Origin of the sequence: Actinoplanes subglobosus (genome assembly GCF_042650585.1) — a bacterium.
Taxonomy (GTDB): domain Bacteria; phylum Actinomycetota; class Actinomycetes; order Mycobacteriales; family Micromonosporaceae; genus Actinoplanes; species Actinoplanes subglobosus.
The window spans coordinates 123,297-145,344 of sequence record NZ_JBHSBL010000035.1 but is presented as its reverse complement, the minus strand read 5'-3'; the positions used below and the strand labels follow the sequence as shown (position 1 = coordinate 145,344).

15 protein-coding genes are annotated in these 22,048 nt (G+C 71.0%); 8 read left to right on the top strand and 7 right to left on the bottom strand.

The genetic code is table 11. The annotated features are described in order from the left end of the window. Positions 1-384 precede the first annotated feature (384 nt). A complete protein-coding gene (locus tag ACFO0C_RS46465) occupies positions 385-1,230 on the bottom strand; it encodes a hypothetical protein (RefSeq protein WP_378073291.1) in 846 nt (281 codons plus the stop codon). 350 nt (positions 1,231-1,580) lie between these two features. Between ACFO0C_RS46465 and ACFO0C_RS46460 the strand changes: the two genes are divergently transcribed. From ACFO0C_RS46460 to ACFO0C_RS46450, 3 genes are read left to right on the top strand one after another with little or no spacing between them, the layout of a single operon-like run. Next, positions 1,581-4,220, top strand: coding sequence for a valine--tRNA ligase (locus ACFO0C_RS46460; RefSeq protein WP_378073290.1), 2,640 nt, complete (start codon positions 1,581-1,583; stop codon positions 4,218-4,220). Between the two features lie 40 nt (positions 4,221-4,260). Continuing rightward, on the top strand, positions 4,261-5,586 hold the full coding sequence (locus ACFO0C_RS46455) for a bifunctional folylpolyglutamate synthase/dihydrofolate synthase (RefSeq protein WP_378073289.1): 1,326 nt from the start codon (positions 4,261-4,263) through the stop codon (positions 5,584-5,586). Next, on the top strand, positions 5,583-5,966 hold the full coding sequence (locus ACFO0C_RS46450; RefSeq protein WP_378073288.1) for a DUF4233 domain-containing protein: 384 nt from the start codon (positions 5,583-5,585) through the stop codon (positions 5,964-5,966). Before ACFO0C_RS46455 ends, ACFO0C_RS46450 begins: the two co-directional genes overlap by 4 nt. 45 nt (positions 5,967-6,011) lie before the next feature. Here ACFO0C_RS46450 and ACFO0C_RS46445 read toward each other — a convergent pair whose 3' ends face one another. Continuing rightward, on the bottom strand, positions 6,012-9,368 hold the full coding sequence (locus tag ACFO0C_RS46445) for a VOC family protein (protein WP_378073287.1): 3,357 nt from the start codon (positions 9,366-9,368) through the stop codon (positions 6,012-6,014). Between the two features lie 144 nt (positions 9,369-9,512). On the opposite strand from ACFO0C_RS46445, the gene ndk reads away from it, so the two are divergent. Continuing rightward, the gene (ndk, locus tag ACFO0C_RS46440) at positions 9,513-9,929 is read left to right on the top strand and encodes a nucleoside-diphosphate kinase (protein WP_378073286.1); all 417 of its coding nucleotides are present in this window, start codon (positions 9,513-9,515) and stop codon (positions 9,927-9,929) included. Position 9,930: 1 nt separating this feature from the next. Here the strand turns inward: ndk and ACFO0C_RS46435 are convergent, their stop codons facing one another. The 4 genes from ACFO0C_RS46435 to ACFO0C_RS46420 are packed head-to-tail and all read right to left on the bottom strand — an operon-like array spanning position 9,931 to position 13,485. Further along, positions 9,931-10,716 (bottom strand): ABC transporter permease, encoded by a 786-nt coding sequence (locus ACFO0C_RS46435; protein WP_378073285.1) that lies wholly within the window; start codon positions 10,714-10,716, stop codon positions 9,931-9,933. Further along, positions 10,713-11,483 (bottom strand): ABC transporter permease, encoded by a 771-nt coding sequence (locus tag ACFO0C_RS46430; RefSeq protein ID WP_378073284.1) that lies wholly within the window; start codon positions 11,481-11,483, stop codon positions 10,713-10,715. Before ACFO0C_RS46430 ends, ACFO0C_RS46435 begins: the two co-directional genes overlap by 4 nt. Next, entirely contained in the window at positions 11,480-12,457 is a 978-nt protein-coding gene (locus ACFO0C_RS46425) for an ABC transporter ATP-binding protein (protein ID WP_378073283.1), read from the bottom strand. Before ACFO0C_RS46425 ends, ACFO0C_RS46430 begins: the two co-directional genes overlap by 4 nt. A 29-nt stretch (positions 12,458-12,486) precedes the next feature. Then, positions 12,487-13,485, bottom strand: a complete 999-nt coding sequence (locus ACFO0C_RS46420) for an ArsR/SmtB family transcription factor (protein WP_378073282.1) — start codon at positions 13,483-13,485, stop codon at positions 12,487-12,489. Between the two features lie 59 nt (positions 13,486-13,544). On the opposite strand from ACFO0C_RS46420, the gene ACFO0C_RS46415 reads away from it, so the two are divergent. The 3 genes from ACFO0C_RS46415 to ACFO0C_RS46405 all read left to right on the top strand — a co-directional run bounded on the left by ACFO0C_RS46415 (position 13,545) and on the right by ACFO0C_RS46405 (position 19,248). After that, on the top strand, positions 13,545-15,074 hold the full coding sequence (locus tag ACFO0C_RS46415; RefSeq protein WP_378073281.1) for an alkaline phosphatase D family protein: 1,530 nt from the start codon (positions 13,545-13,547) through the stop codon (positions 15,072-15,074). Between the two features lie 250 nt (positions 15,075-15,324). Beyond that, positions 15,325-18,438 (top strand): isoleucine--tRNA ligase, encoded by a 3,114-nt coding sequence (ileS, locus tag ACFO0C_RS46410; protein ID WP_378073280.1) that lies wholly within the window; start codon positions 15,325-15,327, stop codon positions 18,436-18,438. Positions 18,439-18,573: 135 nt separating this feature from the next. Continuing rightward, entirely contained in the window at positions 18,574-19,248 is a 675-nt protein-coding gene (locus tag ACFO0C_RS46405) for a lysophospholipid acyltransferase family protein (protein WP_378073279.1), read from the top strand. A 324-nt stretch (positions 19,249-19,572) separates the two neighbouring features. Here the strand turns inward: ACFO0C_RS46405 and ACFO0C_RS46400 are convergent, their stop codons facing one another. Then, positions 19,573-20,967 carry a hypothetical protein gene (locus ACFO0C_RS46400; RefSeq protein WP_378073278.1) on the bottom strand — a complete coding sequence of 465 codons (1,395 nt, stop codon included), beginning with the start codon at positions 20,965-20,967 and terminating at the stop codon, positions 19,573-19,575. 275 nt (positions 20,968-21,242) lie between these two features. Here ACFO0C_RS46400 and ACFO0C_RS46395 point away from each other — a divergent pair, with 275 nt between their 5' ends. Further along, positions 21,243-22,040 carry an alpha/beta fold hydrolase gene (locus ACFO0C_RS46395; protein ID WP_378073277.1) on the top strand — a complete coding sequence of 266 codons (798 nt, stop codon included), beginning with the start codon at positions 21,243-21,245 and terminating at the stop codon, positions 22,038-22,040. Positions 22,041-22,048 lie beyond the last annotated feature (8 nt).

Sequence of the window (22,048 nt, the reverse complement as noted above, 5' to 3'; positions counted from 1 at the left end):
AACGTATGGAAAGGCCCACCCGGGCAATCGGGTGGGCCTTTTCTTTTGCCCGGAATCGCTCGGGTTAAGGCGCCCGGAAACAGGCCGGAGCATCTGAGGCTTAGGAACGGGCCGGAGCATTTGAGGTTCGGGAACGCCGGTGCATTGAGGTTCGGGAACGCCGGGGTATGAGATTCGGGAACGGGTCGGAAGATTCGGGAACGGGTTGGAATATGACTGGGGCGGGCCGAAGGCGTGTCGGAGGGGCTGTAGAGCACGGCTGGGACAGGGCTGTAGAGCACGGCTGGGACAGGGCTGTAGAGCACGGCTGGGACAGGGCTGTAGAGCACGGCTGGGACAGGGCTGTAGAGCACGGCTGGGACAGGGCAGTCAGGCGAGGCGGGGTCAGCTGCGGGTCTGGACTGCGGCGCGGAGTTCGCGCATCAGTGGCGCGGCCTCGGTTTCGGTGCGGCTCGGGAACAGGGCCAAGGCGATGCTGCCGTGGTCGGCCCAGCCGCAGACCGTCATGTCGCCGTCGTCGGAACGGCTCACTCCGCATTTCATGACACCGCCGAAATCGCCGGCCTCGACCTCCCGCAGACCACTCACCGCGCCCTGGTCGTCGGCCACCAGGTCGAACGACGTGTCCAGGTCCTTCTCCGGAGACCACAGCAGGGTGGTGCCGCCGAAGAATAGGACCGACCGGTCGTCGCTGCTCGTGTAGACGGCGCCGACCGCCTTGTCCAGGGCGATCTCGGCGGCGAGTGCGGACTGCAGGTAGTCCGCCGTGGAGGTGGCCTGCTCGCTGTCGTCGAGGGTCAGCTCACCGATCTTCGACGGCGTCGACAGCGTCGTCTGGCGCTGCTCGTTCACCTGGTAGCCGAACCAGCCCAGCGCGGACGCGCCGGCCAGCGAGACGAGCAGGAGGCTGGTCAGAACGACGGTGCGGGCAGTGCGGGGCGGCGGGGACTCCTGCGGATCCTCCTCGGAGCCGGTCAGGCTGAAAGCGGCGTCACCGTCGTCGGTGGCGCTCAGCTCGAAGGGAACCCCGGCCGGGATCTCGTCGGCGGCCACCGTCGGTGAGGTCGGAGCGTGGTCGGCGGCGACGGTCTGTGAGGCCGGGATCTCGCGGCTGGACACGGAGGGTGAGTCGATGTCGGCGGGTGAGGCGGGCGCAGGCTCCTCGGTGCGGGCGAGGGCATCCTCAGCGGGTGTTGCGGAGGAGGGTGAGTTCTGGCCGCGGTCCGACATCAGGCGAGCCTATCTCGCGGGCGCTGACGCGGTGGTGCGCGCGGACGGCGATTCGGGGCCACGTCGCGACGCGGTGCGGATGGGTGATCACTTGTGGCGGAACAACGGCGGGAATGGCGGGGGAACAGCTGCGGCAACAGCGGCGGGAACGGTGGGGGAACAGCGGCGGGAACGGTGGGGGAACAGCGGCGGCAACAGCGGTGGGAACGGTGGTAGGAGCGGTGGGTCGGACCGGCTCGGCGCGGAGCCGGGTGGGTGGGGTGGGGCCGTGACGGGTTCTCCGGTGGGTTGGCATCCTTCGGAGGAGGTGCGAATTAGATGCCGTCGCGGGGGCTCCGTAGACTTGTCGGGTGACCGATGCGACCGAAACCCGTACCCCCGACAGCCGGCCCACCGGTGGACTCTCCGCTCAGTACCAGCCGGGCGAGGTAGAGCAGCGGCGGTACGAGCGTTGGGTATCGGAGGGCTACTTCACCGCGGACCCGAAGAGTGACAAGCCGCCCTTCACGATCGTGATCCCGCCACCGAACGTGACGGGCTCGCTGCACGTGGGCCACGCCCTCGACCACACGATCCAGGACACTCTGGTTCGTCTCAAGCGGATGCAGGGCTTCGAGGTGCTGTGGCTGCCCGGCATGGACCACGCCGGCATCGCCACGCAGAATGTGGTGGAGCGCCAGCTCGCCGCCCAGCAGCTGTCCCGGCACGACCTGGGCCGGGAGAAGTTCGTCCAGCGGGTCTGGGAGTGGAAGGCCGAGTCCGGCGGCGCGATCCTGGGCCAGATGAAGCGGCTCGGCGACTCCGTCGACTGGTCCCGTGAGCGTTTCACCATGGACGAGGGCCTGTCCCGGGCCGTCCAGACGATCTTCAAGCGGATGTATGACGACGGCCTGATCTACCGGGCCAACCGGATCATCAACTGGTGTCCGCGCTGCCTCACCGCGCTCAGCGACATCGAGGTGGAGCACAGCGACGACGAGGGCGAGCTCGTCTCGATCCGCTACGGCGAGGGGGCGAACTCGATCGTCGTCGCCACCACGCGTGCCGAGACGATGCTCGGTGACACCGCGGTGGCCGTGCACCCCGACGATGAGCGCTACAAGCACCTGGTCGGCACCGAGGTGGAGCTGCCGCTGACCGGGCGGCGCATCCCGATCGTGGCCGACGAGCACGTCGACCCGTCCTTCGGGACCGGTGCGGTGAAGGTGACGCCGGCTCACGACCCGAACGACTTCGAGATCGGCCAGCGGCACAACCTGCCCAGTCCGGCGATCATGGACGAGCGCGCGATCATCACCGTACCCGGGCCGTTCGAAGGTCTTGATCGTTATGAGGCGCGTCCGGCGATCGTCGCCGCGCTGCGTGAAGAGGGCCGGATCGTCGCGGAGAAGCGACCCTACGTGCACTCGGTGGGGCACTGCTCGCGCTGCAAGACCACGGTGGAGCCGCGGCTGTCGCTGCAGTGGTTCGTCAGCACCGGGCCGCTGGCGAAGGCGGCCGGTGACGCGGTGCGCGACGGCCGGGTCAAGATCGAGCCGGCGGAGTTGTCCAAGCGCTACTTCACCTGGGTCGACAACATGCACGACTGGTGCATCTCGCGTCAGCTGTGGTGGGGCCACCGCATTCCGGTGTGGTACGGGCCGGAGGGCCAGATCGTCTGCGTCGGCCCGGACGAGCAGCCGCCGTCGGGTGAGGGCTGGAGCCAGGACGAGGACGTGCTCGACACCTGGTTCTCGTCGGGTCTGTGGCCGTTCTCCACGCTGGGCTGGCCGGAGCAGACCGCCGACCTGGAGAAGTTCTACCCGACAAGCGTCCTGGTGACCGGTTACGACATCCTGTTCTTCTGGGTCGCCCGGATGATGATGTTCGGTCTCTACGCGATGGACGGCAGGCAGCCGTTCGACGTGGTCAACCTGCACGGCATGGTCCGTGACCAGTTCGGCAAGAAGATGTCGAAGTCGTTCGGCAACGTCGTCGACCCGCTCGACTGGATCGACCGGTACGGCGCCGACGCCACCCGTTTCACGCTGGCCCGCGGCGCCAACCCCGGCTCCGACGTGCCGGTCAGCGAGGAGTGGTGCCAGGGTTCCCGCAACTTCTGCAACAAGCTGTGGAACGCGACCCGGTTCGCCCTGATGAACGGCGCGACCGTCGAGGGTGACCTGCCGCCGGCGAGCGAGCTCAGCGCGATCGACAAGTGGATCCTGTCCCGGCTCCAGCACACCGTCGCCGAGGTCGACCAGCTCTTCGCGACGTATGAGTACGCGAAGGTCTGCGACGCCCTCTACCACTTCGCGTGGGACGACGTCTGCGACTGGTATCTGGAGCTGAGCAAGCCGGTCCTGGCCGGCACCGACAAGGCCGCCGACAACAGCCGGCGGGTCCTCGGGCACGTGCTCGACCAGCTGCTGCGCCTGCTGCACCCGATCATCCCGTTCGTCACCGAGGAGCTGTGGATCGCGCTCACCGGCGGCGAGACGGTGATGACCGCCGCGTGGCCGGTCGTCGACCAGGCGCTGATCGACGACGCCGCGGAGGAGGAGCTGGCCGCCCTGCAGAAGGTGGTCACCGAGGTCCGGCGGTTCCGTTCCGACCAGGGCCTCAAGCCGAGCCAGCGGGTCACCGCCGCGCTGACCGGCCTCGGTAACGTCGGCATCGACGCGCACGAGCCGCTGATCCGTTCGCTGGCCCGGCTCGACGCGCCCGGCGCCGACTTCGCCACCACCGCGACCCTCGCGGTGACCGGCGGGATCACCGTCGACCTGGACACCCGCGGCGCCATCGACGTGGCCGCCGAGCGGGCCCGTCTGGAGAAGGACCGGGCCGCCGCCGAGAAGGAGGCGACCCAGTGCCGGGCCAAGCTCGGCAACGAGGCGTTCATCGGCAAGGCGCCGGAGCAGGTGGTCGCGAAGATCAAGGACCGTCTGGCGGCCGCGGAGGCCGACCTGGTCCGGATTGCCGCCGCCCTCGAAGCACTGCCGGCCGCGTGACCGCACGGTCGCTCGGCGGCAGGCGAGAAGAAAGCAGAGCATGAGCGAGTACGACGAGGTCGAAGCCGCGCTGAACAAGCGCGGCTTCACCCGCATGGTCTTCGACATGCAGAAGATCCGCGACCTGGTGGACTTGCTGGGCAGCCCGCAGCGGGCCTACCCGTCCATCCACCTGACCGGCACCAACGGCAAGACCAGCACGGCCCGGATGATCGACGCGCTGCTCCAGGCGCACGGGCTGCACACCGGCCGCTACACCAGCCCGCACCTCGATTCGGTCCGCGAGCGGATCAGCCTGGACGGCGAGCCGGTCTCCGAGGAACGGTTCACCGCCACCTACAACGACGTGGCGCCGCTGGCCGAGCTGATCGACGCGCGTAACAGCGAACCGCTGACCTACTTCGACATGACGACCGCGATGGCGTACGCCGCGTTCGCCGACGCGCCCGTCGACATCGCCGTCGTCGAGGTCGGCCTCGGCGGCGAGGAGGACGCCACCAACGTCATCGAGGCCGGCGTCTGCGTGCTCACCCCGATCGGGCTCGACCACACCGAGTGGCTCGGCGACACGATCGAGGACATCGCCTGGCACAAGGTCGGCATCATCCACCACGGCGCCACCGTGGTCACCGCGCTCCAGAGCGAGGAGGCCATGCGGCCGATCCTGGAGCGCTGCGCGGACATGGGCGCCACCCTGGCCCGCGAGGGCAGCGAGTTCGGTGTCATCGAGCGCCACCAGGCGGTCGGTGGTCAGCTGCTCAGCCTCCAGGGACTCGGTGGGGCGTACCACGAGATCTTCCTGCCGCTCTTCGGAGCACACCAGGCGCAGAACGCCGCGATGGCGCTCGCCGCGGTCGAGGCGTTCCTCGGTGCCGGGCCGGGCAAACAGCTCGAAGCCGACCTGGTCCGGGAGGGTTTCGCCCGGGTCGACTCGCCCGGCCGGCTCGAGCGGGTCCGCAGCGCCCCGACGATCCTGCTCGACGGCGCGCACAACCCGCACGGCATGGCCGCCACGGTCGCCGCGTTGGAGGAGGAGTTCACCTTCCGGCACCTGGTCGGTGTGCTGTCGGTGCTCGGCGACAAGGACGTGACCGGCCTGCTCGAACTACTCGAACCGGTCGTCGCCCGGCTCGTCGTCACCCAGAACAGTTCGCCGCGCGCCCTGCCCGCGGTCGAGCTGGGCCGGCTCGCGATCGAGGTCTTCGGCGAGGACCGGGTGACCGTCGCGTCGGACATGCCCGACGCCATCGAAGAGGCCGTCGTCCAGGCCGAGGAGGACGCGTCCGGCGAGCTCAGCGGGGTCGGCGTGCTGATCACCGGCTCGGTCGTGACCGTGGCCGACGCCCGGAAACTGCTGAAACGATGAGCGGTCCGGAGGAGGAGAGCGTCCCGGTCGCCGCCCAGCGGCCTTCCGGTCTCAAGAATCCCCAGGCAGCGGTACGGGGACTCGGCGCCGGAACCCTGTCGCTGGAAGTGATCGTCCTGCTCCTGACGATCGCGCCACTGGCCGTGATCGCGGGGGACCGCAAAGGCCCGGCGATCACGGCGGTGCTCGTGGCCACGGTGCTGGCGATCGTGCTGGCCGGGTGCATGAAACACACCTGGGCGTGGACGGCCGGGGCGGTGCTGCAAGGCCTTCTGCTGGCCGGCGGGTTCCTGCACTGGACACTCGCGGCGGTCGGGGTGATCTTCGGACTCACCTGGGCCTATGCGATGCACGTCCGGCGAACCATTCTCGGACAGTGAAAAGGGGCGACCGGAGATCCGGCCGCCCCTTTCTCATCGGCTCACTCAGTGGATGGCCCGCCACTGCGTTATCGCGATGTTGTGGTTGTCCGGGTCACGGAAGGTGGCCGACCACAGCTCCAGTTTGTCGCCACGGTTCACCGGCCGCGGTGAGTGGATGAACTTGACACCCTTCTCCCGCAGTTCGGCGTGCACCGCCTCGATGTCACCGACCTCAAGGTTGAGGTAGATCAGGCGGCCCGCGTCGGCTGCGAGGTTGTGCACCGTACGCAGCACCAGCCGGGTGTCGCCGGAGGCCAGCACCGCGCTGCCGTCGCCGTTGTCGATCTCGTGGAAGCCCAGGACGTCCCGGTAGAACTCGGTCGACCGGTCCAGGTCGGTGACGAGCACCGTGATGCCGACCCCGTGGATAGAACCGGCCGGCCGGGCGCTCGGGTAACCGGTGATCACGTCGCCGGCGTGCTCGTCGGGGCGGCCGTTGAAGTCACCCCAGGGTCCGCCGCGCCGATCCTGACCCGGGCCCACCGGGTCGTCCGGGGCCGGGACCTCGTCCGGGTGCGGGGTGGGGAAGGCGTCGGGTGAGACCGCGGCCCGACCCACCGCCACCCCGAGGATGCCGTCACGCAGTGCTGACGGACGCGGGGTGCCCGGGTCGTCGGCCGGTGGTGCCACGATGCCGTCCGCGCGGGCCGCGGCCGCTTGCGGGCGTTCCTCCGGTGCCGGTTCCGGGTTCGTGTCGATCGGCAGGATGTGGCCGCGCAACGGGAAGTTGTCGAGCGGTATGTCGATCTGGTCGATCCCGGGCCGGGGCGCGGTCGTGCGTGGTGTGGCCGGTGGCGGCGCGCTCGGGAACGGCCGGTCCGGTGCGGGAGCGGTCGGCGGCGGGCCCACCGGCGACGGTGTGACGCTCGCCGATGACGGGGTCGGTTCCGGGCGCGGCTGTGGCGTGTGGGCCGGCGGCTCCCCGGACTCGGTCTCGAACGACTCCGTCTCCTCACCCGGCTGGGCGAAGAAACGGGTCCGGCTGCCGAGCGGCCGCGTCTCCACGTTCGGCGGAACCGTCGCGGAACCGGAAACCGGCGCCCACCGGTCCTCGTCCTCCACGGCGGGCCGAGGCTGAGCCCAGGCCGATCCGGCCGGTTTCGGGCCCGCCGGGGTACGGCCACTCTCGTCCATCGCAACCCCGGCCGACGCCGTGCCGGTGGTTGGCTGTGGCGCCGGGGAGACCGGGCCGGATGGCCCTGCCCAGCGCTCGTCGGCGGAGCCCGGGGACCGGGGCGCGGGCGCCGGCGCGGGTTGGGGCCTCGGCGACGGCGACGGTGCGGACTGGGCCGGACGGGCCCAGGCGTTCTGCTCGCGTGGCGCCGCGTGCTGTTCGCGTGGTGTCGTGGCCTGTTCGCGAGGCGCTGCGGCCGGCCGGGTGGAGCGGGCCGGTGGTGGAGGCGGAGCGGCGGCATGGCTGGGACGGGCCACCGGCGGAGGCGGCGGTGTCGGCGCGTCAGTTCGGCGGGCGGCCGGGGGCGGCGGGGGCGTCGGACCGGGGATCCGGCCACCGCCCCGCGTGGATCGTCCCGCGGGCGAGATGGGATCGATCGGGCCGGTGGTGCGGCCGGCAGGTGAGACGGGGCCGGCCGGCCCGGAAGATCGTCCTGCGGGCGAGATGGGATCGATCGGGCCGGTGGTGCGGCCGGCAGGTGAGACGGGGCCGGCCGGCCCGGAAGATCGTCCCGCGGGAGAGTCCGGGTCGATCGGCCCGGCACGACGGCCGGCGGGCGAGACCGGGTCCGTGGCGTGGGGCGTGGGCGGGATCGGGTCGGCGAAGCCGCTGGAACGGGCCGCGGTGGTCGGGCCGGTCTCGGTGGTGGCGTAGGTCGCGTTGGTCTGCTCGGGGGCCGCCGAGGGCGGAATGCCGGGTGTGGCGGGGGTCGTGGGTGTGGCCGGTGCGGCAGGGGTGGTGGGCTCGGTGGGCGTCGCCGGGCGGGCCTGGGTGGGGATGCCGGTGGTGGTGCTCGCCGTCGGCGGGATCGGGCGTGTGGGCGGGCCGTCCAGGTCCAGATCCAGGTCGATGTCGGTGGCCGGTTCGGCGCGGGTCTCGGTGGACGTGCGCTGTGCCGGGGGCACCGTGCCGGAGGACTGGGTGGCGGTTGTCACGGTTGAGGTCGGGGAGGCTCCCGGCGTACCGGAAGAGGGGTCTTCTCTCTCGAACGTCGCGGTGGCGCCTCGCGGACGTGGGCTCGGGCGGGAACCTGGCGGGCGGCCGGAGGCCGAGGCGGACGGTGACCGCGCGCCGGAGAACGGACCGGGACCGGCGGACGGTGGCGGCTCGGCTTCCGGTGACGTGACGAAAGCGGTGGTGGACCGGGCCGTCGTCTCCGGGTCACGCACGGTGGACGGCGCGGCCGGGCCGGCGGCGGAGGAACGCCACGGCGGCTCCGGGTCGGACCAGTCGGGCTCGGTGTCCGGGCCGGGCGCGGTGCGGGCCGACGGAACCGGCGGCTCGTCGGGATCGGCGTCCGGCGGCGCGGGCGCGGCCGAGGGGGCAGTCCCGGTGGGGTAGGAGGCCGGCTGAGTGGTCTCGGTCTCCGGGGTGGCCGTCTCGGTGGTGACGGTCTCGGCGGCGATGGTCTCGGGGGCGATGGGATCAGCCGTGGCGGTCTCCGCGGGGAACGGTCGGGCCCGGCGGGGGAGCACCGACGGCTCCTCGTCGGTGTCCACGACCTGACCCTCGACGATCGTGCCGGCGGCGGTCTCCCGGACCACGACGGGCGTGCCGGTCCGGCGGGCGTACGCCGTCGTGGCACCCCGTGGACCGGACGACGACCCCGGACCGTCGGTGTCGACGTCCCAGTCGTCCTCCCGGCCCTCCCAGGGTGCCTCGTCGACGCTGCCGAACACCTCGTCGTCGAGGTCGTCCGGTTCTGATCGGCCGGCGGGGGCCGGCGGCGGTGGCGGGTCGTCGCCCTCCAGGCGTGCCGGGGCGTCCCGCCAGCTGACCCGGACGCGGCGGGTGTCGTCGACGTCGACGGTGATCGGGACGGTGGCGCCGGGCAGTGGCCACTTCTCGACCGGGATGCGCGGCTCGCGGACCGTCGTCTCGAAAGCGCCCAGGCCGGGGGCGACCACGATGAGCCCGATGGTGGCGCGGCCGTAGGCGCCGGCGACCGGGGGCGGTGTGATCGAGCGCACCTCGGCGGTGCCGGCGACCGTGGCGCGCCCACCTCGGCGCGGCGCCGGCATGAAGGCCACCGCTATGGCTATGCCCAGCACCGCCACCCCGAAGAACGCGACCGGTGAACTCGACATGCCAAGACCGAGTGCGATCACGAAGAACGCAATCGTGCCGATGATCCACGCCACCAGCTTGCGCGCCGGGGCGATGGGTCGGCCGGTCTGGTTTGCCACTGTGGACCTCCCGGTAGTTCCCGTCAGGTTATGACCCGGCGGTGCGTCCGCGAAAGTGCGCCAGTCCGGACATCGCCGCTCGCCTGGTTCGCGGTACCGATAGGCTGAACTCCCGCGTGTCTGCCCTTGTAACGGAGGAACTGCGTGTCCAGCACCACCGAGCGTTCGCTCGTCCTGATCAAGCCGGACGCGGTGCGCCGCGGTCTGCTCGGCGAGATTCTGTCCCGTTTCGAGCGTAAGGGCCTGATCGTCGAGGCGCTGGAGTTGCGCACGATGGACGCGTCGCTGGCCGACGCCCACTACGCCGAGCATGTGGACAAGGCGTTCTACCCGCCGCTGAAGGAGTTCATGACGAGCGGGCCGCTGGCCGCGCTGGTCCTCACCGGTGACTCGGTGATCGAGGTGGTCCGGGCCATGATCGGCGCGACCGACGGCCGCAAGGCGGCCGCCGGCACGATCCGTGGTGACCTGTCTCTCTCCAACCGGGAGAACCTGGTGCACGCCTCCGACTCACCGGAGAGCGCCGAGCGCGAGCTCGCCCTGTGGTTCCCCAAGATCTGATCTAGAGGGTGTCGAGGCTGGCCCGGCGCCGGGATTCGGCCTCGAAGAACTTGAGCAGCACCGCGGCCACGACGGCGTAGGCGGCTCCGACCAGCAGCTCCTGTCCGATCACGGGCGCGGCCGCACCGAGGCCGCGCCCGGCGGCGAGCATCCGGGCCGCCTCGGCCGCATGCGTGATCGGCAGGCCCTGCCCGACGGTCACCATCCACTGCGGCAGGCTGCCGGGCGGCACGTTCACCCCGGTGAGCAGCAGGAGCAGGGCCACCGCCACGTTCGAGATGACGAAGACGTCGCGGAACCGCAGCCCCAGCGCGCCCAGCGTCAGCCCGAAGAACCCGCAGGCCAGCGAGCCGGCCGCCATCGCCAGGGCGAGACCGGGCAGGGCGCCGGGCGGGATCCGCAGGCCCAGCATCAGCGACGCCGTGGTCAGGGTGAAGACCGAGATCAAGAGCCCGTTTCCGGCGTACGGCAGAACGCGCCCCCAGAAGATGGCGGTGCGGCTGCGCGGCGACAGGAGAACGTGCCCCAGCGTGCCGAACCGGCGTTCGTTGGCGACCGCCATGGTCCCGCCGAACACGCAGGCCAGTGATGCGGTCAGTACCGCGTTGCCGACCAGGAAGAACTGGTCGTCCCCGACGCGCAGCTGTCGCCCGAGGTAGGCGAAGAACAGCAGCTGGAACAGCGGCCCGATGAAGAGGGTGCCGACGAACAGCGCCGGGCGGGTCCAGTTGAACAGGGCTCGGTAGGCGATCATGCCGCCGACCGTCACCAGCCTCAGCCCGCTCATGCGAGGGCCAGGGTGGCGGTGGCGCGGGCACGCCGCTCGACGACGGTCAGGGCGGCCGCGCCGAGGGCCAGGCAGACGCCGCTGATGGCCAGGCACATGGCGACCGACGGCCAGACCGGCCCGCCGGTGGTGGCCTCGTGCAGGGCTCGTGCTCCCCAGGTGGTGGGCAGCACCGCGGCGATCGGGCCGGTCCAGACCGGCAGCACGGTCAGCGGCACGAGCATGCCGGAGACCAGCCACACCGGGTATTCGAGGACGTTGGCCAGCGCGTTGGCGTTGCGCATCAGTACGAACGTGGACGCCAGCAGCAGCCCGAACATGCCGAGCGCGACGATGCAGACGACCGCGGCGACCGGGAACGCGACCGGGTGCGCGAAGTCGAGCCGGATACCGAACAGCAGTCGTCCCCAGACGAGGGTGGCCAGCAGCGAGTAGGTGCCGGTGATGCCGGTGGCGATGGTCAGCGGCAGGATCACCACGACCGGCCGCCGCGGCGCCATCATGATCATTTCAAGGGTGCCCTGCCAGCGCTGGTTCTGGATCGCGCCGCCCGAGCCGAACAGCACCGACGACCAGACACCCATCAGGCCGGCACCGACCGCGGCCTGCAGCAGGCGGTCCTGCTCGCCGCCGGAGCGGAACAGGTAGACCGCGAGCACCGCCTGCACCACCGGGACGACCAGCGAGATCGCGATCTCGAACGGGGACCGGCTGAGGTGCTTGGCGTGCATCAGCGTGCCGACGAGGAGCATTCTCAGTGTCCTCATGACGCGTTCACGATCGTCACGTACGCGTCCTCGAGGGTCGGCTCGCGGCTGTCCACCCGGCCCAGCCGGATCCCGGCCAGCTCGCGGAGCACGTCGCCCTGCACGTCCACGTGGGCGTCCGACTGCACGGTCAGCACCTGCAGCGAGCCGCGGGTCTCCACCGCGGTCTCGCGCACACCGGGCAGGTCACGCAGCGCGGCCAGGGCGGTGTCGGGTACCCCGTACGCCTCCACCTCGACGACCCGGCGCCCGTCGGCCCGGCTGCGCAGCTCGGTCGGTGTGCCGAGGGCCTGGATGCGGCCGTCGGCGATCACCGCGATCCGGTCGCAGAGCTCGTCCGCTTCGGCCATGTAGTGCGTGGTCAGCAGCACCGTGGTGCCGGTGGCGGCCAGGTTGGCCACGGTCTGGCGCAGTTCGCGGGCGGCGACCGGGTCGACCCCGATCGACGGCTCGTCGAGGAACAGCACCTGCGGCTCGTGCAGCAGTCCGCGGGCGATGTGCAGGCGCTGCCGCATGCCCCGGGAGTAGCCCTCGACCCGTTCCTGCTCCCGGCCGGAGAGGCGGACCAGGTCGAGCAGTTCGGCGATGCGCCGTCTCTGGTCACGGGCGGGCACGCCGTACAGCTCGGCGAAGTAACGCAGGTTGTCCAGCGCGGAGAGGCGATCGTAGAGGCCACGGTCGCCGCCGAACACGTACCCGATCCGCCGTCGCACTTCCCGGGTCTGCTTCTCGACGTCGAAACCGCAGATCCGTGCCGTGCCGCCGGTCGGGATGAGCAGGGTGTTGAGCATCTTGATGGTGGTGGTCTTGCCGGCGCCGTTCGGCCCGAGCAGGCCGAACAGCTCGCCGCGGCGAACCGTGAAGTCCACGCCGCGGACCGCGTCGACCGTGGTGAGGCGTGGTCGCAGCCAGCCGGTCCGGGACCGGTAGGAGCGGCGCAGGCCCTCCGCCTCGATGGCGTAGTCGCTTTCCATGCCCGGAAAACTAGAGAACTCCGCCGATGTCAGGAAACGAATTCGGTGCGGGCCGAATCCTCGCCGAGCAGGTTCACCAGCGCCAGACCGGCCGGTTCCAGGCCGTAGAGGACCCGTCGCCCGGCCCGCCGCCGGTGCACCACCCCGGCCGCCTGCAGGTGGGCCAGGTGCTCGGAGACGGTGCTCATCGCCAGGCCCAGCGTGGCCGCGAGCCCGGTGGTGGTGGACGGGACGACCAAGGCGCGCAGCACGGTGGCCCGGCCCCGCCCGATCAGCAGGGCCAGCCGGTCGTCAGGCGCCGGGGCCGGGGTGTCGGCCAGCAGCGCCGCGCCCCGGGACTGGTAGGTGACCATCTGCGTGCCGGGATCGTCGGTCGAGCACAGCATCCCGCCGCGCGAGAAGATCAGCGGCACCAGCAGCACCCGGCTGCCGGTCACGGTGAACCCGGCATCCAGCCGTTTGATCAGGGTGAGGACCGGCCGCTCCCAGATGATCCGCTCGTGCAGCCGGGAGAGCAGCGCGTCCGGCCCGTCGGCGGCCAGCGCCCGGGCCCGGAGCAGCACCTCCTCGTCGAGTGCGGCCCGCATGGCCGGCCAGCGCGGCGCCACCGCGGCGTCCCACCAGGTGGCCAGGCCGTCGGCCAGCCGGTCGAGCGCGGTCTCCGGGTCGTCGCGGAACTGGTGCAGATGCTCCGGCAGCCGGCCGTCCCGCTGGTGGGTCGCGAGCTGGGCGTCGATCACCTCGGCCGGGGTGCGGCGCAGCAGCTCCAGCTGCTCCTCGATGGTCGGCGCCGGGGTGAGCGGCATCGGCGCGACGAAATCTGGCATCCGTTTCGGCAGATGCAGGTAGAGCTGGGCCGGCGCGGGCAGCGGGATCTCGCGGGCCTTGCGCACCCAGTCGGCGAACGGCCACGGCAGGCCGGCCGGATCGCGGGCCACCAGCCAGAGACTGCACACCGCCTCCAGCAGCGGGCTGATCGCGATCCGGGTACGCGACAGCGTCGGTTCGTCGAGTTCGATCCGGATCACATCGGGGAGTTTAGGGAACGGCTACCCGAACGCCATATTCGATCGATAAGTATCACAGTATGACCTCGATCTCCCGGCGTGACCTGCTGCGGGTCGGCGTGGCGGGCGGCGTCGCCGGCCTGGCCCTGGAAGCCCCCGCGTTCTCCGCCGGTGGCACCCGGCCGATGCTCACCCACGGCGTGCAGAGCGGCGACGCCACGGCGAGCTCGGCCGTCGTCTGGGGCCGGGCCGACCGGCCCGGGCGGCTCTGGGTGCAGACCAGCCGGCGGCCCGACTTCCGGGGATCCCGGGTGCTCCGCGGCCCGGTTGTCACCCCGGCCACCGACTTCACCGGCAAGGTGCGGCTGCGCGGACTGCCCGCCGGGGAGCGGATCTTCTACCGGGTCAAGGTGGAGAGCCTGGAGCGGCCCGGACTGTTCGGCTCGCCCGTCGGCGGGGAGCTGACCACCGCACCGGACCGCCGCCGCGACATCCGGTTCGTCTGGACCGGCGACGTCGCCGGGCAGGGCTGGGGCATCGACCCCGCCTTCGGCGGCATGCGGACGTTTGCGTCGATGCGGCGCCGGCAGCCCGACTTCCTGCTGCACAGCGGCGACACGGTGTACGCCGACGGCCCGCTCGCCGAGACGGTGACCCTCCCCGACGGGCGGGTGTGGCGCAACGTGCTCACCGACGCGAAGCTGAAGGTCGCCGAGACTCTCGACGAGTTCCGCGGGCAGTACGCCTACAACCTGCTGGACGAGCACTACCGCCGGTTCGCCGCCGAGGTGCCGCAGATCAACCAGTGGGACGACCACGAGGTCACCAACAACTGGTACCCGGGCGAGATCCTGGCCGACGCCCGTTACACCGAGAAGCGGGTGGACGTCCTCGCCGCCCGGGCACAGCAGGCCTACCTGGAGTGGGTCCCGATCGGTGGCACGTCCGCGCCCCTCCACCGGCGTATCCCGTACGGCCCGCTGCTCGACGTCTTCGTGCTGGACATGCGCACCGTCAAGGATCCCAACGACGGCAACACGTACGCCGACCCGTCGCGTGGCCTGCTCGGCCGGGAGCAGCGGGAATGGCTGATCGAGGGCCTGCGCCGCAGTCGCGCCACGTGGAAGGTGATCGCCGCCGACCTGCCGCTCGGCCTGGTCGTTCCGGACGGCGCGACCGCTCAGGAGGGCGTGGCCCAGGGTGATCCGGGCGCCCCGAAGGGTCGTGAGCTGGAGTTCGCCGAGGTGCTGCGGGCCGCCCACCGGCACGGTGTCACCGGCATCGTGTTCCTCACCGCCGACGTGCACTACTCGGCCGCGCACCACTACGACCCGGCCCGTGCCGCGGTGCAGGACTTCACCCCGTTCTGGGAGTTCGTCTCCGGTCCCGCGCACGCCGGCGCGTTCGGTCCCAACGCGCTGGACGGCACGTTCGGCCCGGAGGCGGTCTTCGTCAGCGCCCCGCCGGTTGCGAACACCTCGCCGGCTCTCGGGTTCCAGCACTTCGGTGAGGTGGAGATCGACGGCGCCTCCGGCGATCTGACCGTGCACCTCCGGGACCGGGACGGGGTGGCGCTCTGGTCGCGGACGCTGCCGGCCGCCGCGGGGTAATGCGGTCGAGGGAATCGGAGGGCGGCCGGTATCGTTGTCGGCACGCAGGCTTTGAACCGGCCATCACCGGGGAGCCTCCGGAAGAAAAGATCCTCGGATCCCAGTAGAACCGGGCGGACACCGGACCGCGCAGGCATCCGGCGAATGAGCGGGCGGGTCTCCACGAACCGTCAAGCGAGGTGGTACCGCGGGCTGATCCCAGCTCGTCCTCGCAGTCACGTCATGTGAACTGCTTGAGGGGAACACCAGAATGGCCTACCCGAAACACACCGACGCCACCGGCGTTCCGGCCAGCCCGGATCTGCCGGCGGTCGAGCGCGCGGTCCTGGACCACTGGGCCGCGGACAAGACCTTCGAGGCGTCCGTCGCGCGGAACCCCGCCGGCGAGAACGGGTCCAACGAGTACGTCTTCTACGACGGCCCGCCGTTCGCCAACGGCCTCCCGCACTACGGGCACCTCTTCACCGGGTACGTGAAGGACCTGGTCCCGCGCTACCAGACGATGCGTGGCAAGCATGTCGAGCGGCGCTTCGGCTGGGACACCCACGGCATGCCCGCCGAGGTGGAGACCGAGAAGCAGCTCGGCATCACCAGCAAGGCGCAGATCGTCGACCTGGGCATCGAGAAGTTCAACGAGGCCTGCCGGGCGTCGGTGCTCGCCTACACCAAGGACTGGGAGAAGTACGTCACCCGCCAGGCCCGGTGGGTGGACTTCGAGGACGACTACAAGACCCTCGACCCGGCGTACATGGAATCGGTCATGTGGGCCTTCAAGACCCTGCACGACAAGGGCCTGGTGTACGAGGGTTTCCGGGTTCTGGCGTACTGCTGGCGCTGTGAGACCCCGCTGTCCAACACCGAGACCCGGATGGACGACGTCTACCGGGACCGGACCGACCCGGCCCTGACCGTGCGGTTCCGGCTGGACACCGGTGAGGACATCGCGGTCTGGACCACCACGCCGTGGACGCTGCCGTCGAACCTGGCGCTCGCGGTCGGCCCGGACATCGAGTACGCGGTGCTCGAGAAGGACGGGCAGAAGCTGCTGCTGGGTGCGGGGCGCGTCGGTGCGTACGCCAAGGAGCTCGAAGGTTTCGAGCAGACCGGGACCGTGCTGGGCCGGGACCTGGTCGGGCGCCGGTACACGCCGCTGTTCGACTTCCTCGTGGAGCCGGCCGGGGAGAACGCCTTCCAGGTGCTCGGCGCCGACTTCGTCACCACCGAGGACGGCACGGGTGTCGTCCACATGGCCCCGGCCTTCGGTGAGGACGACCAGAACGCCTGCAACGCGGCCGGGATCCCGACCGTGGTGACCGTCGACGAGCACACCCGCTTCACCTCGCTGGTCCCGGACTTCCAGGGCCTGCAGGTCTTCGACGCGAACAAGCCGGTGATCGCCGTGCTGAAGGAGCGTGGCGTGGTGCTGCGCCACGACGCGTACGTCCACTCGTACCCGCACTGCTGGCGCTGCGACACCCCGCTGGTCTACAAGGCGGTGTCGTCCTGGTTCGTCGCGGTGACGAAGTTCCGGGACCGGATGGTCGAGCTGAACCAGCAGATCAACTGGACCCCGGCGCACATCAAGGACGGCTCGTTCGGCAAGTGGCTGGCCAACGCCCGCGACTGGTCGATCTCCCGGAACCGGTTCTGGGGCTCGCCGATCCCGGTGTGGAAGTCGGACGACCCGCAGTACCCGCGCGTCGACGTCTACGGTTCCTACGAGGAGCTGGAGCGCGACTTCGGGGTCAAGGTCACCGACCTGCACCGGCCGTACGTGGACGAGCTGACCCGGCCCAACCCGGACGACCCGACCGGGCAGTCGACGATGCGCCGTGTCCCCGAGGTGCTGGACTGCTGGTTCGAGTCCGGGTCGATGCCGTTCGCCCAGGTGCACTACCCGTTCGAGAACAAGGACTGGTTCGAGCACCACTACCCGGGCGACTTCATCGTCGAGTACATCGGGCAGACCCGCGGCTGGTTCTACACCATGCACGTGCTGGCCACGGCGCTGTTCGACCGGCCCGCGTTCCGTAACTGCCTGAGCCACGGCATCCTGCTGGGCGAGGACGGGCGCAAGATGTCCAAGTCGCTGCGGAACTACCCGGACGTGTACCGGGTGTTCGACACGTACGGCTCGGACGCGATGCGCTGGATGCTGATGTCGTCACCGGTGCTCCGGGGCGGGGACATGCCGGTCACCGAGCCGGCCATCCGCGACTCGGTGCGCCAGGTCCTGCTGCCGCTCTGGAACGTCTGGTACTTCTTCAGCCTTTATGCAAACGCATCTGGCTACGAAGCGAGATTCCGGACAGATTCCGAGCACCTGCTGGACCGGTACGTGCTGGCCAAGACCCGGGAACTGGTGGAAGACGTCCAGAGGCAGATGGACGACTACGACATCTCGGGTGCGGCCGCTTCCACACGGTCCTACCTCGACGCACTGACCAACTGGTACGTACGCCGGTCGCGGGACCGCTTCTGGGAGGGGGACGAGGACGCCTTCGACACCCTCGCCACCGTGCTGGAGACGGTCACCCGGGTGGTGGCGCCGCTCGCGCCGCTGACCACCGAGGAGATCTGGCGTGGCCTGACCGGCGGCCGTTCGGTGCACCTGACCGACTGGCCCTCGGCGGACGCGTTCCCGGCCGACCACGAGCTGGTCGCCTCGATGGACGCGATCCGGGACGTCGCCTCGGCGGCCCTGTCGCTGCGCAAGGCGAAGGGCCTCCGGGTCCGGCTGCCGCTGGCCTCGCTCACCGTGGCGACCGCCGACGGAAGCGGGCTGGCCGGTCTCGGTGACCTGCTCAAGGACGAGGTCAACGTCAAGGACGTGGTCTTCACCGACGACGTCGCCGCGTACTGCCAGCAGGTCCTGACCGTCGTCCCCCGGGCGCTCGGCCCCCGGGTCGGCAAGCAGGTCCAGCAGGTGATCAAGGCGGTCAAGGCCGGTGAGTGGGAACTCGCCGACGGCGCACCGGTCGCGGCCGGCGTCACCCTGGCCGAGGGAGAGTACGAGCTGAAGCTGGTCGCGGCCGACGTGGAGAACTCCGCGCCGCTGCCGGCCGGGGGAGGTGTCGTGGTCCTCGACACGGTCGTCACCGACGAGCTGGCCACCGAGGGCCTGGCCCGTGACGTGATCCGCGTCGTGCAGCAGGCCCGCCGCGACGCCGACCTGGACGTCAGCGACCGCATCACCCTCGTGCTGTCGGCCTCGCCGGCGGTCCGGGCGGCGGTCGGGACGTTCCAGGACTTCGTCGCCGGTGAGACGCTCGCCACCACTGTCGAGTTCGCCGAGCTGACCGACGGGTTCGCCGGCGAGGTCGGCGACGGCGAGCAGGTCGTGGTGACGGTCACCACCGTCTGATTCCACCGATCGGCCCGGATGTTCGCCTCCAAGGGGGCGGGCGTCCGGGCCCAGCCAAGATCACTAGGTACTTCCCGGCCACTGTCAGCTAACCTCACAGCACCACACACCCCCCACGCGTCCCGGAGGACGGAAGTGCCCCTGCTCTACTCGATCGCCAAAGCCACGGTCGGCACGACCCTGAGTGTCGGCTGGCGACCGCGCGTCGAAGGCATCGAGAACATCCCGCTCACCGGCGGCGCGATCTTCGCGGGGAACCACCTCTCCGTCGCCGACGAACTCCTCCTGGGCACCGTGGTCCCTCGCCACCTGGCCTTCTGGGCCAAGTCCGACTACTTCACCGGCACCGGCGTCAAGGGCTTCCTCAACCGCAAGCTGATGGAGGGCCTCGGCGCGATCCGCGTCGAGCGCGAGGGCGGCCGGGCCGCGCTCACCGCCTTCGACGCGGCGATCCCGGCGCTGCGGGGCGGCGACCTGATCGCCGTCTACCCCGAGGGCACCCGGTCACCCGACGGCCGCCTCTACCGCGGCCGCACCGGCGTCGCCCGCCTGGCCGTGGCCGCCGGCGTCCCGATCATCCCGGTCGGCGTGGCCGGCACCGACAAGGTCCAGCCGATCGGCCGCCTGGTGCCCAAGCTGGAGCGCGGCGTGATCTCGGTCAAGTTCGGCAAGCCCATCGAGACGGTCGGGCGCTCCGACGACCGGACCGCGCTGCGCGAGCTCACCGATCACGTGATGACCGAGATCCAGAAACTGACCGGTCAGGAATACATTCCGCGCTACGCCCCGAAACGCGAAGAAACCGAATAATTTGGTACGGCCACCCGTCCCGCCTCGTGCTGGGGCGCGATGCGGGTGACACGCGCGACCGCGGCGCGCCGCACGGGCGTGACGTTCGGTCACCGATGGACGCCCTCGGCCCGGCGGAAGCTTTCGGTCCCAACAGAAGCTTTCGGTCCGGCGGCCTCGTTCGGTCCGGCGGCCTCGTTCGGTCCGGCGGAAGCTTTTGGTCCGGCGGAAGCTTTCAGCCCGGCGGACGCCTTCAGCCCGGCGGCCGCGCTGCCGGCCCGGACGGGCCGCCTGCCTCGCGGGCCGACCCGAAACGGGACGGGTAGCCGTACCGTATGAAGGTTTTCAGGCCGGAACGAGGACCGTTTCGCGCAGGCCCGCGACGAGCACCGCGCTCTCGCTCAGGGATCGGCGGGTCAGCAGCACCGTGGCGAGACTGCCATGATCGGCCCAGGTGCAGGCGACGACCGAGGTGCCGTCCAGGCGGCCGGTACCGCACCGCTGGTGTGCGCCGAACTCGCCGAGGTCGAAGGATTCGACATTTTTCAGGCCGAGTGAGTCGGCCAGGCGGCTGAGCTGGGCGTCCACGTCGGTGGAAGGGGTCAGGCGCAGGCCGGTGACCCCGAAGACGGTGACCCGTTTGCCGCGGGCGTCGGTGTAGACGCCGGCGAACGTGCTGCCGTCGGCGCCCTGCAACTGGTCGGCGAGTTTCTCGGCGGCGCGGCGGCCGGCCTCGTTGTCGCGCAGGCTCAGGTCGGAGAACGAGTCCGGCAGGACGGCCGTCACCGGGTACTGGCGGAGGCCCGGCACGTACCAGTACACACCGGCCAGCGCCGCGACGACCACCAGGAGCAGGGTGAACTTGCGGAACCGCCGCCGGCGGCGCGGCCGTGGGGGAGTCCACGGCGCGGCGACGGGAGTGCGCGGCGCGGCGACGGGAGTACGGGGCTGGACCGGGATCCGCGGCGGGGCGGCCGGTGCGGCGGGGCGGCGGCTCAGCAGGCGCAACCGGCCCGGAGCGCCGGCGGCGACCTGTTGGCCCTTCGCCGCCGCCTGCTGACCCAGTGACCGCAACCGATCAGGAGCGTCGGCCGCCACCCGCTGACCCGTCGCCGCGGCCTGCTGGCCCAGTGACCGCAGCCGGTCGGGGGCGTCGGCCGCGGCCTGCTGTCCCTTCTCGGCGGCCCGGCGGCCCCACGCGCGCAGCTTCGGCGGGATCAGTGGCGGCAGGCCGGTGCCGCCGGCCGGGGGCGGATACGTCCCGGGCGCGGGGATGGGCGACGGTGTGACGCCCGGCGTCTGCACCGGCTCTTCCTCGCGAGCCGGCGTCTCCACCCGGGGCGGCGTCTCCACCCGGGGCGGCGTCTCCACCCGGGGCGGCTTCTGCACCCGGGCCGGCTTCTCCACCCGCGTCGGTGCCGGGTTCTCGATGCGCGTCGGCGGCAGGGGCGCCGGCGGGGTGGTGTAGGCGTCCGGCCAGACCGGAGTGTCCTGATCGGCCCACGGATCGACGGCCGGGATCGTGGTGCGGTCATCGTCCGGATCGGCCGGTCCGGTGCCGTTGATCCGGTCCACCATGCGGGACCACAGGGACCGGCGCGGTGCGATGTCGGGAACCGCCGCGGCGCCGCTCCACCAACCGGGGACATCGGCGGTCGGCGGCTCACCGGGACCGGCGAACCGGGTGGGGTCGGGCACTCCGGCCGCCGGGGCGGTGTCACCCGGCTGCTGGTCGGCCATGAAATCGATCTCCTCCCGCGCGGCTGAAGGCAGCACTCCCGTCCCAGGTTAGGCCGGGTGTGCCAGTGGGACACCGGGTCGGAATCCGGCCGGCAGACATGAATGGCGGACAACGAGGGCGATGTGCGAAACGCTCCGGAGTCGTATGGTTACCCGGACTTGGCATCGTGCCGGCCCCGAGGGCCGGATAGTGCCCGGGGTCACTCGGGCATGCGACACCTCATTCGCTGGAGGAGGGAGGGGCGCGCCGGTCTCCAGCGGTGCGCCGGAATCGCATGGGTACGACGCAGAGAAACGCGGTAACGATCTCGGGCGCCGAGTCGAACCGGCCGATGATGTTCGCGCACGGGTACGGCTGCGACCAGAACATGTGGCGGTTCGTCACCCCGGCGTTCCAGGACACCCATCGGATCGTCCTGTTCGACCACATCGGCAGCGGCCGGTCCGATCTCTCCGCCTATCGGGACTCCCGGCACGGCAGCCTGACCGGTTATGCCGAGGACGTCCTGGACATCGTCCGGGAGAACGATCTGCGCGACGTGGTCTTCGTCGGTCACTCGGTGAGCGCGATGATCGGCGTCCTGGCCGCGGTCCGGGAGCCGGAGCGGTTCGCCGGGATCGTGATGGTCGGCCCGTCCCCGCGCTACATCGACGACGAATCGGCCGGCTACGTGGGCGGCTTCTCCCGGCAGGACATCGACGGCCTCCTGGAGTCCCTCGACTCGAACTATCTGGGCTGGTCGACCGCGATGGCCCCGGTCATCATGGGCAACCCGGAGCGTCCCGAGCTGGGCGAGGAGCTGACGAACAGCTTCTGCGCCACCGACCCGGAGATCGCCAGGAAGTTCGCCCGGGTCACGTTCCTCTCCGACAACCGCGCCGATCTGCCGAACCTGCGGGTCCCGTCGCTGATCCTGCAGTGCTCGGACGACGTCATCGCCCCCACCGTGGTCGGTGAGTACGTCCACAAGAACACACCGGACAGCACTTTCACGGCGCTGAACGCGACCGGTCACTGTCCGAATCTGAGCGCGCCGGAGGAAACGGTTGACGCCATCAAGTCCTGGTTGTAGACAGCGGG

Excerpts from the sequence above, each read along its gene's own strand:
- ACFO0C_RS46455 (WP_378073289.1), top strand. The coding sequence starts at position 4,261 with ATGAGCGAGTACGACGAGGTCGAAGCCGCGCTGAACAAGCGCGGCTTC.
- ACFO0C_RS46435 (WP_378073285.1), bottom strand. The coding sequence starts at position 10,716 with ATGAGCGGGCTGAGGCTGGTGACGGTCGGCGGCATGATCGCCTACCGA.
- ACFO0C_RS46465 (WP_378073291.1), bottom strand. The coding sequence starts at position 1,230 with ATGTCGGACCGCGGCCAGAACTCACCCTCCTCCGCAACACCCGCTGAG.
- ACFO0C_RS46400 (WP_378073278.1), bottom strand. The coding sequence starts at position 20,967 with ATGGCCGACCAGCAGCCGGGTGACACCGCCCCGGCGGCCGGAGTGCCC.
- ACFO0C_RS46425 (WP_378073283.1), bottom strand. The coding sequence starts at position 12,457 with ATGGAAAGCGACTACGCCATCGAGGCGGAGGGCCTGCGCCGCTCCTAC.
- ACFO0C_RS46415 (WP_378073281.1), top strand. The coding sequence starts at position 13,545 with ATGACCTCGATCTCCCGGCGTGACCTGCTGCGGGTCGGCGTGGCGGGC.
- ACFO0C_RS46430 (WP_378073284.1), bottom strand. The coding sequence starts at position 11,483 with ATGAGGACACTGAGAATGCTCCTCGTCGGCACGCTGATGCACGCCAAG.
- ACFO0C_RS46450 (WP_378073288.1), top strand. The coding sequence starts at position 5,583 with ATGAGCGGTCCGGAGGAGGAGAGCGTCCCGGTCGCCGCCCAGCGGCCT.
- ileS (WP_378073280.1), top strand. The coding sequence starts at position 15,325 with ATGGCCTACCCGAAACACACCGACGCCACCGGCGTTCCGGCCAGCCCG.
- ACFO0C_RS46395 (WP_378073277.1), top strand. The coding sequence starts at position 21,243 with ATGGGTACGACGCAGAGAAACGCGGTAACGATCTCGGGCGCCGAGTCG.